The 15,078-nt window shown below is 42.7% G+C and carries 7 protein-coding genes and 1 tRNA gene; 3 read left to right on the plus strand and 5 right to left on the minus strand.

Annotation, left to right across the window (positions count from 1 at the left end):
* Window positions 1–184: 184 nt before the first annotated feature.
* Window positions 185–3,034 (minus strand): zinc-dependent metalloprotease, encoded by a 2,850-nt coding sequence (locus LAY41_RS08620; RefSeq protein WP_249096427.1) that lies wholly within the window; start codon window positions 3,032–3,034, stop codon window positions 185–187.
* A gap of 261 nt (window positions 3,035–3,295) precedes the next feature.
* On the opposite strand from LAY41_RS08620, the gene LAY41_RS08625 reads away from it, so the two are divergent.
* Window positions 3,296–4,108, plus strand: a complete 813-nt coding sequence (locus LAY41_RS08625; RefSeq protein WP_249096429.1) for a carbon-nitrogen hydrolase family protein — start codon at window positions 3,296–3,298, stop codon at window positions 4,106–4,108.
* Between the two features lie 132 nt (window positions 4,109–4,240).
* On the opposite strand, the gene LAY41_RS08630 is transcribed toward LAY41_RS08625, so the two are convergent.
* The 4 genes from LAY41_RS08630 to LAY41_RS08645 all read right to left on the minus strand — a co-directional run bounded on the left by LAY41_RS08630 (window position 4,241) and on the right by LAY41_RS08645 (window position 12,729).
* Window positions 4,241–9,886: a trifunctional serine/threonine-protein kinase/ATP-binding protein/sensor histidine kinase gene (locus LAY41_RS08630; RefSeq protein ID WP_420840310.1), complete on the minus strand. Its 5,646-nt coding sequence runs from the start codon at window positions 9,884–9,886 to the stop codon at window positions 4,241–4,243.
* Between the two features lie 385 nt (window positions 9,887–10,271).
* Complete coding sequence (fba, locus tag LAY41_RS08635; RefSeq protein ID WP_249096441.1) at window positions 10,272–11,351, minus strand: class II fructose-bisphosphate aldolase; 1,080 nt, start codon at window positions 11,349–11,351, stop codon at window positions 10,272–10,274.
* A 144-nt stretch (window positions 11,352–11,495) separates the two neighbouring features.
* Window positions 11,496–11,567: transfer RNA gene (locus LAY41_RS08640), tRNA-Lys, on the minus strand.
* Window positions 11,568–11,760: 193 nt separating this feature from the next.
* Window positions 11,761–12,729 carry an aldose epimerase family protein gene (locus LAY41_RS08645; protein WP_249096443.1) on the minus strand — a complete coding sequence of 323 codons (969 nt, stop codon included), beginning with the start codon at window positions 12,727–12,729 and terminating at the stop codon, window positions 11,761–11,763.
* Between the two features lie 472 nt (window positions 12,730–13,201).
* Between LAY41_RS08645 and LAY41_RS08650 the strand changes: the two genes are divergently transcribed.
* Both LAY41_RS08650 and LAY41_RS08655 read left to right on the plus strand, forming a co-directional pair.
* Complete coding sequence (locus tag LAY41_RS08650) at window positions 13,202–13,450, plus strand: hypothetical protein (protein WP_249096444.1); 249 nt, start codon at window positions 13,202–13,204, stop codon at window positions 13,448–13,450.
* A 1,214-nt stretch (window positions 13,451–14,664) separates the two neighbouring features.
* Window positions 14,665–14,976 carry a DUF6679 family protein gene (locus LAY41_RS08655; RefSeq protein ID WP_249096445.1) on the plus strand — a complete coding sequence of 104 codons (312 nt, stop codon included), beginning with the start codon at window positions 14,665–14,667 and terminating at the stop codon, window positions 14,974–14,976.
* The last annotated feature ends 102 nt before the right edge of the window (window positions 14,977–15,078 follow it).

The following is a 15,078-nucleotide window of genomic DNA, read 5'->3' on the forward strand; positions in this document are numbered from 1 at the left end:
CCCTTAGAAACCCGGTTTCTTGGAGAAACCGGGTTTCTGGGAGTGCAGTTTAATTACGCCCACCTACTTAGCAAGGTGCGATCGCTCTCTTTCTCTCTTCCTCTGTATCCTAAAACGCTATCGCGTATTCGTGGTTCTATTCTGTTTATAATTAGAAAAAAGCTAGAGCCGATCGGACCCACAATTACCTCTTGCGATTTGACTTTGATAGCAACTGTGCATCCAAAACCTTAGTAATCCTCTCCCGCGTTTCCTCCAAGTGCGCCTTAGTATAATCATCCAAATTCCTACCCGAATTTCTCAAAGTGCTGTTAAGTTTCTCGCGCAGTTGGCGAAGTTTTTCCCAAGCAAGCGATCGCGCATCTGACGGTACATCATCATTCCGCAATACCATATCTATTAATATTTCCAAATATTGTCGCTGCAAAGCGCGACGTAAACTCGATATTTTCAGTGATTTATTCTCCTTTTGCAACACCTCCGTCCAAATCCCATCCTGCAAACTATTAAACAATTCCGGCATAGTCAGCGCTTGTCCCGGCGGCGTCTTCAATTCAATATCCCGCAATCTTGTCAAACGTTCCGCAGACAGTAAATCTGCCAAAATAGAACTTTGTGATAACAAAATATGATCGTGAGTTGGATAATCAAGACGTTCCTTTAACAATACCGACTCATCATCATCCCATTCGTTTGGTGATGGAGATACTAATTTATTCAATAAGTCAGGTGGGAAATTAAAAGCATCTGGCGCAAACAAATACTTTTGCAGCATTGTCAAAGCTGATCGCTGCTGCCCCACCGATACTACTTCCAGTGGTAGTTTTCCATTTGCACTACTGACGCGATCGCGATAAAAAGATTGCCCACCAACATACTTACTTATAATATGCAAATTTCGCAAATAGTAGAAGAAAACCCGATCGAACATTATTGTCAAATTACCCAAATTATTACTGTTAACTGAATAACTCTTATTCAGGTTTTCCCACATTATACGCGAATTATCTAACTGCCATTGGGAGTAAAGCAAAGGGTCGCTACTTAGATCTTCTTCATTAGCAGTCGGATCGAGATCGGCACTATCCTCATCTGGCGCATAAGATAACTCTGGACTATTAACTTGTTTTTCGGCAATTTGTTGCAAAAATTGCTTTTCAGCTTGGTTGTTTGCCATTGTAGGCGCAACTCCCGCACTATTCGGTTTGTAACCATATTCAATTGCCCATTCATCATAAGGGCCAACCATGCTAGTAAAATAATCTCCCTGTTTAGTACCAGCAGGTGCTAAATTTACTGGTGCATAATCCATTACCGAACTGACCATTCCTCTGGTGCGGGTGATGTCGGTATTGTTTAATTCTTCTGGTTTGAGGAAAATGCTACCACGAAAATTATGTGTTAATCCTAACGTATGTCCTACTTCGTGGGCAACGAGCGATCGCACATATTGATCTAAGTATTTTATCATCTCATTACTGTTAGGTTTCTGATTCTGCAACAACGATAATGACATCGCACCAAGAGAGAATTGATTAGCCATTGCCCTGCTATAACAAATATCGCTATTCTTTGCTAAACTTGCTAACAAAGAGCGATGGGAAACCGGCATTGAATGCCTATCAATTTTTGCTTTTCGTGCGGGAAATAAGCCACATAAATTGTCTTGGTAGGCAGTATTTGCTGAGTTACGTAATAAGAAAATCTCCTCGTTTTGCCTGACTAATTGGATCATGTTGGCATCTATACGAATATCAGCATCTAAAATTTCTCCCGTCAGTGGATTTACCCGTGATGGCCCCTCTGCAAATGCTTTATCCGTAGAAACAAACCAACGGATCGTATTGTAGCGCACATCTGCCGGGTCCCAAGTAGCATTATCGGGCATTTGCTTCACTTCGATTGCATTTTTAAATCCCGCTTTTTCAAAAGCTTTATTCCACATTAGCACCCCTTCTTTAATCGCATCTCGATATTCTAAGGGCACCGTATTTTCGATCCAGAAAACAATCGGTTTTTTAGGCAGAGATAAAGCGGCGTTAGGGTCTTGTTTTTCTAAATGCCACCGATTAATATAACGCACAAACCGGGAATTACTATTCAAGTTAGAAAAATCCTGAAAAACTGTGGGAAAATAGCCAACCCGATCGTCAGCTAAACGGGGATTATACCCATTATTTTCCGGTAATTCGGAAAAACTATAGTGAGTGCGAATGGTTAAGGCTCTGCGATCGGGTAGAGTAGGTAAAGAGGTATAATTCCTATTCTCATTCATGAGAGAAAATCCATATACTGATTCAATTTCCATGTTGAGAGGAAAAACTTTGGCATTGCCAAAATAAGATTTTGCCGGATCTACTGAATATTGAGCCTTTAAAGATGCTGCTAACATTGAGCTTAGATCTGGCAAATCCCGCAATAGTAAATCACCCAAATCGATTAAAATTGTTTGACTTTGAGGATGAATACTTCTAATGGGAACGGAAACTAAAACAGAATCAGAAAATGCCCGACGAACCGCATTTTGTTGCGGATCTCCGGGACGAGTGCGAAAGCGAACATTGCGAACGGTGAACAGTAAATTGTTATTAACTCGCCGAAAATAGAAAATAAAATCCTTTAGAGAGGTAGCATTGTAAATGCCATTTTCACCAATACCAGATTCCATTGTGATTGTGGCAAAGTAATTTTTATTCAGTTGTTCTGGCTTAATTTCCAGATAGATTTTGCCAGTTTCTTTCTGACGGTAAAGCGTGAATAGCCCTGCTGATTTTTGCGTATCTTTGATTATTTCATTAAATGATTTTAGTTCTGGTTGTTCGGCGTCTTCCTCTAGCTGGGCAACTAACTGACTTGAGGGATGCGGAATATCTAAAGTTGCTGCTTTACCTGATGGATTTCCTAACTGTTGCGGGTGCAAGGACAAAGGTGGTCTCCTCTGTAGAGATTCCAGTCCCGTTCCCTGACAGATGGATGGGAACAATATCCCCTGTAAGAAAATCAGATAGAAAGGCAGCCTTGTGAATCGCTTCATATTTCTATAGATATCTGTAAACAAAAGCTATAAAACATACGCCTATTGAAATATTACATCCGGAAATATTATATATTTGATGTAGCAGTGCGATTTAAGCCGCTCGCCGCGTCCTCACCAAGCGAAACAGATAGTGTAATTACCTATTTACATTCGATCGGCGATCTGTTGCCTTGAGCAGTGGTTCAATTGATATGCCACAGCTACCCAGAGAAAGATATATTCTGAATAGGCTGTCCTGCAAAATTTCAAGCTTTACCGATGAAGTCTTATCTCGCCGCCGCCATCCAAATGACCAGTGTGCCTGACTTGCAAAAAAACCTGCTTCAGGCGGAAGAACTGATAGAACTTGCCAAAGGGCGGGGGGCCGAGTTAGTGTGCTTGCCCGAAAACTTCTCTTTTATGGGGGAAGAGAAGGATAAAATTGGCCAAGCAGAAGCGATCGCTCTGTTGAGCGAAAAATTCCTCAAAACAATGGCTCAACGCTTCCAAGTCACCCTCTTGGGCGGCGGTTTCCCAGTTCCCGTTAGCACTGGTAAAGTCTACAACACTGCCTTGCTGATCGACCCCAGCGGTGAAGAACTAGCCCGCTATCAGAAAGTCCACTTATTTGACGTTAACGTACCCGACGGCAACACCTATCGAGAATCTAGCACGGTGATGGCTGGGACGAGCATTCCGCCGGTTGCTGCTACTAAAGAATTGGGTAACTTGGGACTATCGGTGTGCTATGATGTCCGGTTCCCGGAACTTTACCGCCACCTGTCCCAAATGGGAGCCGATGTATTATTTGTACCAGCCGCTTTCACCGCTTATACTGGCAAGGATCATTGGCAAGTGCTAATCCAAGCCAGAGCGATCGAAAACACCTGTTACGTCATTGCACCGGCTCAAACTGGTAACCACTATGCCATGCGTCACACGCACGGACACGCGATGATTGTTGACCCTTGGGGAGTTATTTTAGCCGATGCGGGGGACAGACCGGGAGTTGCGATCGCCGAAATTAACCCCGATCGACTCATCCAAGTCCGCCGCCAAATGCCTTCCTTGCAACATCGCGTTTTTGTTTAATCGGTGATTGGTCATTAGTCATTGGAAAATTTCAGATTTAAGATTTCAGACTTAAAATTGTCAATTAAAAATAAATTTAAAATCTGCAATTCTTCAATCTTCCCTTTCCTAGTGACTAATGACTAATGACAATTAGCCATTAGCGCTTTTTTCAGAATGCTGCCTCACCGGAATTTCGATCGCAAATTCCGCCCCTTGTCCCGGTGCTGAAATGCAGTCGATCCTCCCTTTGTGCTTCTCCGTAACAATTTGGTAACTAATAGATAACCCTAAACCAGTTCCTTTCCCCACTGGTTTAGTCGTAAAAAACGGATCGAATAGCCGTTGTTGGACAGACTCCGGTATTCCCGGCCCGTTGTCGGCAATCCGAATCACAACCGATTTTGGATTTTGCGCGAAGTGGGCGTCTTGGCGGTTCCCGTCACGATGCCCACCTTCGCAAGAGAGGATTTTGGATTTGGGGTTGCATTCTTTTTCCTGATACTTGATATCAAATTCGTCTGCGTCAAAATTGTTCGTTTTTCCCCTCTGCCCCTCTCTCCTTCTCCCCTCCCCGTGGGACGGGGAGGGGTAGGGGGTGGGGTTGCCCCTCTGCGGCCATAATGATTCAGACACAACCGGAAACGATATGACTTGAGTGAGGATGGTGATGATATTGGGATTTCGCTCAATTTCAGTAAACGTCCGCCCATTGTTATATTCTTCCAACGCATCAATAGCATTAGCCAGCAGATTCATAAACACCTGATTAAGTTGTCCGGGGTAGCATTCCACTAAAGGCAATTCCCCATATTTTTTAATCACTTGAATCCCCGGACGTTGTGGCTTTGCTTTCAAACGATGCTGCAAAATCATCAGAGTACTATCAATCCCAGAATGAATATCAACAAACTTTTTCTCAGCTTCATCAACCCGCGAGAAATTGCGTAAAGACTGCATAATCTCCCGGATGCGGTCAGTTCCCAGTTGCATGGAAGAAATCATTTTGGGCAAATCTTCAGCCAAGAATTCCAATTCAATATCCTGGGAATTTTCTATAATTTCGACTGGGGGATTGGGATAATGTTGCTGATAAAGTTGCAGGTGTTTCAGTAAATCTTGGACATACTCATTGGCATGATGCAGGTTGCCGGAGAGGAAGTTAACGGGGTTATTAACTTCATGGGCTACTCCAGCTACTAATTGTCCTAAACTCGATATTTTTTCTGTTTGAACGAGTTGAGCTTGAGTTTGTTTCAGTTTTTCCAACGATTGTGCAAGTTGTTGGGATTTTTCTTGCTCTCGTCTATAAAAACGGGCATTTTCTATAGCAATTGCCACTTGGGAAGTTAATAGTTTTAGTATTTCTAATCTCTCAGGTGTAAATGCTCCTGAAGTTAGGTTGTTTTCTAGATAAATAATGCCTTGCAGCTTTGTTTGATAGATAATAGGGTAACACAGGATTGATTGGGGTTGATGATTTAAGATGTAGGGGTCTGTTGCGAAGGTTTCAGCTTGAATGGCATCGTTTAAGACCAAATTTTCTTGAGTTCTGAAGACGTAGTTAACTATGGATATTGGTAATTCTTGACTGGTTTCTATGGGAATAGATTGGAGAACGGTAACTTCGTCTTCTGTGTCAGTTTTTGAGGCTTCTATGAAAAGTTGATTGTCTTTAAATAAAACCACAAATCCTTTTTGGGCAGCAGCATTTTCTAAGAGGATTTTGATTAATTTAATCAACAATCTTTCCAGTATAATTTCGCTAGTAATGGCTTGAGAAGCTTTGATAAACGTCGCTAAGTCCAAGGAACTGTTGAAGCCGCTGCTGCTAGTGGTGGTAGTGACGCGAGTGATGTCGAAACTAACAGTTTTTGGGGTGCGAGTTTGTGCAACTAAATGGAGATGTTTGGATTCTAAATTTTTAACTTTGGCTGTGGCTCCCCAGCGAATGTAAGCGTAATAAGCTTTAGTTAAATATGCGTGAGAGATTATGTCTTTGCCAAGGGATTGATAAAATTCTCCAGCTAATTCGTATGCTAAGGCTTCTTCTTGGATGTAGCCATTTTCTGCGGCTCCTTTAATGGCCCGATCGAAATATTCCCCCGCTTTCACATTTTGCCCCATAACCCTACAAAGTTCTGCCTCTACCAGATAAAATTTGTGCAGATGATTCGTGGGAGCATAATGCGCCCAGTTCTTCATTTTTTTCTGGTTAGCTGTTACTTTCACAAGAATGCGCTTTTGTGCGGATTTAGGAGAAAAAGCATACACCCCTAGCCTTACCAGAGAGTCGTAGAAATAGAATACAGGAAAAGTTAGCGTCCCCGTTACAGCCTCTAAATCCTGTTCTGCTAGATTTGCATTTTCAAAAGCTTGATTATGCTCTTTAAACAGATAATTCAGAACCATTTTGTTAAAGTATAAAAAGAAAACAGAAGTTTTATCGTTCGCTTGCTGATGCAGCGGCAGTTTAAGTTCTTCATTGTAAGACTCTCCGATCAGCTGGCACGGATTTTCCGACTGCCCCAACAAGTTTAGAACTGTCTGCCTATATATTATATTCCACTGCAAGATTGTTTCTTGCTTGAGTCGATCGATCGCATCACTGGCGAAACCCATCACCTTGCAAACATCTGTCAGTTCCTTACCACTCAAATATGAATAGTAAGAGTGTATATTTATAGAATGAGCAGCATATTCTAAATCTCCTGTGTCCAGTCCATTTTGATAATTATCCAGACAAGATGGCAATATTTCTCTGACAGACTCTTTCCAGTGTCTTACGAAGCAATTAACTATAATGATCGTTTTTGCTTTGTATTCTTTGGCATTTAATTTTTCCAGGAGACTTAAAGCAAGTTGCCCAAATCGATAACCAGAATCAATGTCCCCTACTCGCCCACAGAGAATTAGTCCGTAAAGGGCATACGCAAAAGCAGACACAGAAGTGTTACCATGTTTTACTGATAAATTGACCTGTTTAAACACTACTAAAGGCACCAGTTCAGGAATAGCAAAATAAGTCGCAGAAAATACCTTCGATAAAACACGCATTGCTGCCAGTTTGCTCAATTCGGTCATTTCTGGCAGGTTGATTAAGTCTTCGATTCGTTTGGAAGCCAAAGCTAATTTTGTTTCCAGCAATCCAAGCACAATATTCAACGTACTAGGCTTTTGGGGAAACTGTATTCCCAACAAATTTAGAACTTCTAGCGCAGTGCTTATCCCTGAAAGCGGTTTGTTTTGCGCTATATATGCTTGAATTGTGACTTCATATACCTTCACTTTGTCCAGTAGCGATCGCGCTTGTTTTAGTACTATCTGTATCAATTGCTCCATCTGCTCAAACTCGATACTGAGATACGCCGCCTCTCCTGCTTCCACATAGACCTCCAGCGTCAGGTCATACTGACGAAGCCAGGTATCTTCTCCTAGCAGCTTTACGCTAGTCTGCAAGTAATTAAACGCAGGTTGATACGCCGCCGATGCCTTCGCTTTTTTGCCAGCAATCAGATTCAAAAAAGCCAACTCATCTCTTTCTAACTGTTCGCTGATAGAGTCAACCCCTATGTTCAGTTGGTTCACAATATCAAAGATATTTTCCTCCCGCATTGCTGGCGGTGTATTCTTCAACAGTAGTTGACCGATTTTCCGATGCGTTTCTTTCTTCCGGTCGTCGGGAATCAGTGAATAAGCCGCTTGCTGCACTCGATCGTGTAAGAATTTATAGGAAATTCGTAAATCCTTGAAAATAATAACATCCATTTCCTCTTGTGCAAACACTAATGGTATTTTGTAGTCATTAGTCAGGGGGAGAATCAAACCCGCTTGCAGCAATGCCCACATTTGCTCTGCTGTTATTGACAACGACTCTTCATGCACAATTGCCAAAACATCTAATGTAAATTGGTTGCCAATACAAGCCGCTAACTTTAAGACTTCCTGAGTATTTTCTTGCAGCTTTTGAATGCTATCTGCAATTAGTTCGACGACACTCTTATCAGTGATGCCGACCGCTTGGATCTGCTCGATATTCCATAACCACCGCCCTTCTATAAAATCAAAGTTCAGCAGTTCTTCTTGATAGAGTGCGCGGAGCATCTGAGTAAGGAAAAAGGGATTGCCCTGGGTTTTATTAAAAAGCAGATTGGCCAATTCAGAAACCCGATTTCTCGAACTGTGAGACTCACTCAGCGTATCGGCAATCAGTTGTTTGATGTGAGTAAGATCTAAAGCTTGGAGAATGATGTTATTGACAGTTGCTCCTATTTTTTTAATCTCGTCCAACGTTTGCATCAAAAGATGGGTGGGGCTGACTTCGTTATCCCTATAAGCTCCCATTAGTAATAGATATTGGCTATCCGAGTCAGTAATCAGCAATTGCATTAATTTCAGCGAGGCGGAATCAGCCCACTGGAGGTCATCTAAAAATATGACTAGAGGATGTTCTTTTTTGGCGAAAACATGGATAAATTCTTTAAATATTCTATTAAAACGATTTTCGGATTCTGTTAGCCCTACTTGCGGCACTTTTGGTTGTTTGCCAACGATCATCTCAACTTCGGGAATTACGTCAATAATAACTTGACCATTTGCACCCAAGACAGCCAAGAGTTTCTCTTTCCACCCTTGCAATTTTGCCGCATTTTCAGTTAGTAGCTGCCGCATCAAGGACTGAAAAGCTTGAATTAACGAAGCATAAGGAATATTGCGCTTAAATTGGTCAAATTTTCCACTAATAAAATATCCCCGTTGTCGCAGGATCGGTTTATGTACTTCATTTACAAGGGAAGATTTGCCGATGCCAGAGTAACCGCTCACTAGCATCATTTCACTATTGCCAAAGCTGACTCTTTCAAAGGCAGCTAGTAACTGGCTTACTTCGTTTTCTCTCCCATATAATTTCTGGGGAATAAGTAATTGTCCAGAACGATCTAATTGTCCAGGTATAAAGTTAGTAATTTTTCCTTCGCTTTGCAATTGGGAAAGACACTTTTCTAAATCTGCTTTAATTCCTAAAACACTTTGATAGCGGTTTTCGGCATTTTTAGCCATCAGCTTCATCACTATCTCAGATATAGCTTGGGGAATTTCTGGGTTCAATTGCTGGGGCGGAGTGGGTTGTTTGGCAATGTGAAGGTGAACGAGTTCCAGGGTGTCATTACTTTGAAAAGGTAATTGACCTGCGAGCATTTCGTAAAAGGTGACACCAAGGGAATAAAAGTCGGTACGATAGTCGAGGCTGCGATTCATTCTCCCCGTTTGTTCGGGAGACATATAGGCGAGTGTCCCTTCAACTTGGTTAAGATTATTAATTTGGGGATTTTCTTTACCCAGTCGGCTGGCGATGCTGAAGTCGGTGAGTTTTACATCGCCTGTTTGACGGTTGATGATGATGTTTGAAGGTTTAATATCTTTGTGAATAATCTGGTTTTGATGGAGTGAAGATAAAGCTTGAGTAATTTGAATGGCGATTCTTAAAAATGTCGTTAGATTAGGTTTTTGGCTTGATAAAATTTTGGTTAGCGATTCACCACCAAAGTCTTCTAAGATCAGAGCAAGACGGTTTTGATGGTCTTCGAGGTTATAAACTTTGACAACACCCTCTAGGCTTAAGTTTTGGGTGATTTTATATTCGTGTTTTAATCTGGTAATGTGTTCTAGGGTGGGATATTGGGCTTTAAGGATTTTGATGATGACTGGTTGCTCATCCCGCTCTCTAATCCCGCGATAAATAAGAGTATTTATTCCTTCATGAATTTCTTGAGTTATTTTGTAGCCGAGAAGAGTCAACATGGCAGTTGTTTTCGCAATATAGGGATGGTTGAGAGTTTGAGTGGGTATTTTGGATTTTGGATTTTGGATTAAAATTTTTCGGTTCATGCCGAGTCTTGGAGTGGACGAAACAAATCGTAAATCCTCTCATCTAAAATCCTCAGCAGCCGAGTCCCCTTGTGGGCGGGGTAAATCCAAAATCGGTTGACGAGTTGGAAATATTTTTCAATCTACGGGATAAAACTTAACAGAGATGCGATCGCACTCACCCCTGATACATTTATAACAATTTGGCGTGGACTCGTACCTAAATCTATTAACGTACTTTACTTTTTTGTGAGCAAAAAAAGGGTAGCTTTCAAGCTACCCACAAAATTTAACAAAGTATTACCAGAGGCTCAGCTATTTAGACAGTCACAGCCTTCTTAGCTACAGCGTTTAACTCGCCCTTAGCATACTTAGCAGCATAGTCATCCAGAGACATTTGCTTGATCTTGGTAGCATTGCCAGCAGTGCTAAACTGGTTATAGCGATCGGCACAAACCTTCTGCATATACTTAATCGAAGGCTTCAGGAAGTGACGGGGGTCGAATTCCTTCGTATCTTTAAACAAGGCTTCCCGCACCGCTGCGGTAATAGCCAAACGGTTGTCGGTATCAATATTCACTTTACGGACACCGCTCTTGATACCCTTTTGGATTTCTTCAACCGGCACGCCGTAGGTTTCCGGGATAGTACCGCCGTTCTGGTTAATGATAGCCAATAAATCTTCTGGCACAGAGGAAGAACCGTGCATTACCAAGTGGGTATTTGGCAGGCGGCGGTGAATTTCTTCAATGCGGCTGATGGCCAGGATTTCCCCAGTCGGCTTGCGGGTGAACTTGTAAGCACCGTGGCTAGTGCCAATTGCCACAGCCAAAGCATCTACTTGAGTTGCTTCCACAAAGTTTACGGCTTCGTCGGGATCGGTCAATAGTTGATCGTGAGAGAGAACACCTTCAGCACCGTGTCCGTCTTCCGCTTCACCCATGCCCGTTTCCAAAGAACCCAAGCAACCCAGTTCGCCTTCGACGCTAGCGCCGACGGAGTGGGCAACTTTCACCACTTCACGAGTGACATTGACGTTGTACTCGAAGCTAGCTGGAGTTTTGGCATCGGCTTCTAAGGAGCCGTCCATCATCACGCTGGTGAAACCGTTGCGAATGGCAGAGTAGCACGTGGCTGGTTCATTGCCATGATCTTGGTGCATGACAATGGGGATGTGAGGATAGGTTTCCACTGCGGCCAAAATCAAATGGCGCAGGAAATTTTCTCCAGCATACTTGCGGGCACCGCGAGAAGCTTGCAAAATCACGGGGCTGTTCGTTTCATTAGCAGCCTGCATGATGGCTTGGATCTGCTCCATGTTGTTGACGTTATAAGCTGGAATACCGTATCCGTTCTCAGCCGCGTGATCCAACAGCAGCCGCATGGGTACAAGCGCCATAAATTGTCCTCCTAATGGTTTGTCGTCAGCTCGTTAGTCTTAGACGAGCGAAATTCTTACAATAATCTTAAGATAGTTTACAACCTATCAGGGAATATATCTATAGATTGAGCGATCGAGCTTTTGGACGGATTTTATTAAAAATGGGTCGCCCGGGACTCGAACCCGGAACTATTCGGTTAAAAGCCGAGTACTCTACCATTGAGTTAGCGACCCAGAAAAATTGTTTTTTAGACAACGTTCATCAAGTTAACACAGATAAAAAGAGTTTGTCAAGGGTTTTTTTGAAAAAAAGATCGGAAATACCCTGTTGTCTAGATTGCCTTTCGCGATCGCTCGACAGTTATAACTGAATAGCAAACGCTCGCTCCCCTCAGCTAAACTGTGTGGTAGTGCGATCGCCCCGACTTCAAAAGAGAAAATTAACCATCAACCCCACTACCGTTTCAAAAGTAGCATCTGGTTCCAAGCGAATCAGATGCTCACCCGTATTTAGCGCGTTACGAGAAGCCGTCCAAGGTTCCAAGCAGTAATAATCTTTACCTTTAACCGTCCAGAACACCAGTGTAGAGAAGGCTTCATCGTAACTCAGGCTTAACCGCAAGTTGCGACCCGAGTCAGTCACGCTGGCGAAAGGACTGTTAATATCCCGGAATGCCACATCGATTTCGTCGGTATCGAAATCAAAGCTACCCGTGAAGGGATGTACTGTCTTGGTAAGTTGGTTTTGGTATTCCTTGGCGGGAATCCGAAACTGCAACTGAGTCTTATCCGTGGTATAAAAATAAGGATGCAGACCTGTAGAAAAGGGCATCTGCTCATTGGAGCAATTGGTATAGCGCTGGCGAATTTCGAGCCGATTGCCCTTTAGCTGGTAAGTAAAAGCTACTTTAAAGTCAAAGGGGTAAACTTCTCGCGTTTGTTCGTTGCTTTCCAGAACTAGGGTAAGGCTTACAAAGTCTTGCGTAACTTGCTGGGTGACTTCCCAGGGAAGGTCGCGAGCAAAGCCATGTTGCTTGAGCGTATATTGTTTTTCGTTATAGGTTTCATCATAAGTAGTTGGTTGGGAAGAAGACTCTTCCTTGTCCCCTTTGTTCCCTAGATCGTCCATTGGTGTTGAATGCACCCGTTTGTGATAGGTGTAGGTGTTGTCAGGTAAGTTGCCGCAAATGGGAAACAAGATAGGTATCCCGCCACGGACGCTCAAGTTTGGATTGGCAAATCTCTCTGCGTCTAGGTAGAGAATTTCTTGACCTTGAACGCGCCATCTGGTAATGATGCCGCCTCGCTCTGGAACGACTTCTAGCTCGGATTGGGCTGTTTCGTCCGAGAGAATGTAGGTTTTGTATTGCTGCTCTTTAAGTGCGATCGCCAACACTGGTGCTGTTCCTGCTCTTCAACAATTATGGTAATCCCACTACTTTACAAGCGATCGGTCTCCAAAAAGAGTAGTCAAGGCCACCAATGGGTGAAGCGAGTGCCTACCCCACGCAGCATAGATTGTAACTTCTGGCCTTCGGTGAACCTATTGCCCTGCAAGGGACGCCACATTTTCCGAATCTTCACGAACTTTTCTACATATACCCCTGTGTTCTTTACACATTCTTTACATTAATCCATATAAGCTATTACATAAGTCCAATGTCTCTGTTGTAGTCTTACGCAAACCATACACAGCACGACTAGACTGTCCGTAGCCCAAATCAACAACTTTGAGCCTCAGTGACCTAAATCACAGCACAATGAGGTAATTTATCACAAGCTGCGGCGGATCTCCATCATTTACTTAATCACAGAGATGTTTGATACTGATAATAACGATTAACGCATCTAGGATTCGCTGAGACGTTATGATTCGCTCACTGGTAAAGTCTGCTTTTCAAACAGGGTGTTTAAGTGTTGCTTCTGAAGGTCTGATTGGCCAGGTACTGGCTAATAAGGGCTACCAGTCAGCGGATTTAGACGCCGTTGTCACTCTATACAAAGCCCTCCACTCAGGTCAGATTGAAAGAGAGGCACGCGGAGATGTGACACGAAGCCTAGTGGAGTACGGCCAAGTTTATTTAAGATCCATGCAACCGACTGCCGTACCTTGCTAAGAGAATTTTTTGTATTCCTAAATACACGCCCACTGGCATAAGCTTGGCCTAGTTTGTGGTGGTGACTAACGGCGAAACCCTCAAATAGGGACTTTGCCGTTATAATATTTTGTGACTCTCAAGTTTTTGGCGCAGCCGCTTGAGTAAAGTGCAAATTTAGACAGAAAATAGAGTCTGCCAGTTCGCCGATTTGGCCTGAATATTATAAAATCTATATAGGAATACTCATTAGTTTGAGAAGGTATGGCGCAAAATTAAAAAAGCGAAATTTTTAGCTTTTATCTTACTGGAAGCTGAAAATTAAGATGAAAGCGTCTCTTTTGTGTTAGGATACGCGCAGACAAGTTCCAAGCTGGATTCCGGCAATAGGCTGCTTGACGCTGCTTGATAGGAATTTCACTCCTTCTGAGTGAGCGTGAATCCAGGGTAACGAATTTGAGCGCGATCCTCGTAGGTATAAACCCTACCCTGTACTGATAGCAGACTAAGCCAAAGGGAAAAGCTTTTCCCTTTGGGAAGCAAAAAGTAAAAAGTTAAGAATCCAGGAGCGAATATCCAGAAACCAGAATTAGAAGCCAAATTCTTATATACTAAACAAAACCTTCTTCTGACTTCTGATGATTGTTTTTTTCTTTTTTAGTTTTGCCAGCTTCCGTGCTGGAGCAGAAACACGATACAGCATTTTTGGGAAAAGCTTAGATGTTAAGTGGACTGGGTTACCTAGCTTATACCATACCCTTTTCACCTACTACAGGGGCGAAGCATTTTTGCCAATAAATTGCGATGCTTGGCCGTTGCATCTCCAAAAATCCTAATGAACTCGGCACGTTGTAGCGAACGCCCCTACCAGCCTCAACGATATAACTAGCAACTTAGGTTAATTATCGCTTTTTCGATCTTTCTGGATTCGTTGTAAACTGCTCTTAATGGCAAACAATCAATTCATTCATTGGTAAACTCGGTAGTGTAAAAGCTGGTAAAAGCTGGAGACATAGACCAAGTAAACCAAAAATGCTTTGTCTTAGAAATAAAAAGTCAAACAATTACTTTTGACTGAATTGCTCAAAGAGCAAAAGTTCTATAGACAAACAAAGAAAGCCAGTATTTCTGGTAACATTGAGAGATTTAGTATTTCTAAGCGAAAGAATCCTCAACTATAATCTTTGATTTAGTTGGGGTGCGTTCAAGAGTTCCCTGTTCAGGAGAAACAATATATGCTACACCGCAAGATCTATCAACTCTGTTGCGATGGTCGTGAAGTCTGTGTTTTCTTGCGGGACCAGCAACGTTGGCTCGAACGCGCTCGCATCATCGACATTGAAGGGGATTTAGTAACGTTGCGTTATGAAACAGATGAAGAAGATGAAATTTCTTCTTGGGAAGAGATGGTGCGGCTGGAAAGCATTGGTGCGGTTAGTCAGAAGTTAGCTTCTGTGCCAAAAGGTAATGTAGAACCTTTAGTTTCGGACGATTGTCCCGAAGCAGAACAAATTCGCAACCATTACCCTGACGCCAATTCAGATTAGTGCTGTTGGTGGGTGCGCTTGAGTTTGGTGAATTCCATTTTTGCCCAGCGTTATATCCCCAGCGCTGGGCAAAAATTTTGTCTGTCAATTGATGAGAGGATT

Origin of the sequence: Argonema galeatum A003/A1 (assembly GCF_023333595.1) — a bacterium.
GTDB lineage: Bacteria > Cyanobacteriota > Cyanobacteriia > Cyanobacteriales > Aerosakkonemataceae > Argonema > Argonema galeatum.

Excerpts from the sequence above, each read along its gene's own strand:
- LAY41_RS08620 (WP_249096427.1), bottom strand. The coding sequence starts at position 3,034 with ATGAAGCGATTCACAAGGCTGCCTTTCTATCTGATTTTCTTACAGGGG.
- LAY41_RS08625 (WP_249096429.1), top strand. The coding sequence starts at position 3,296 with ATGAAGTCTTATCTCGCCGCCGCCATCCAAATGACCAGTGTGCCTGAC.
- LAY41_RS08630 (WP_420840310.1), bottom strand. The coding sequence starts at position 9,886 with ATGTTGACTCTTCTCGGCTACAAAATAACTCAAGAAATTCATGAAGGA.
- fba (WP_249096441.1), bottom strand. The coding sequence starts at position 11,351 with ATGGCGCTTGTACCCATGCGGCTGCTGTTGGATCACGCGGCTGAGAAC.
- LAY41_RS08650 (WP_249096444.1), top strand. The coding sequence starts at position 13,202 with ATGATTCGCTCACTGGTAAAGTCTGCTTTTCAAACAGGGTGTTTAAGT.
- LAY41_RS08655 (WP_249096445.1), top strand. The coding sequence starts at position 14,665 with ATGCTACACCGCAAGATCTATCAACTCTGTTGCGATGGTCGTGAAGTC.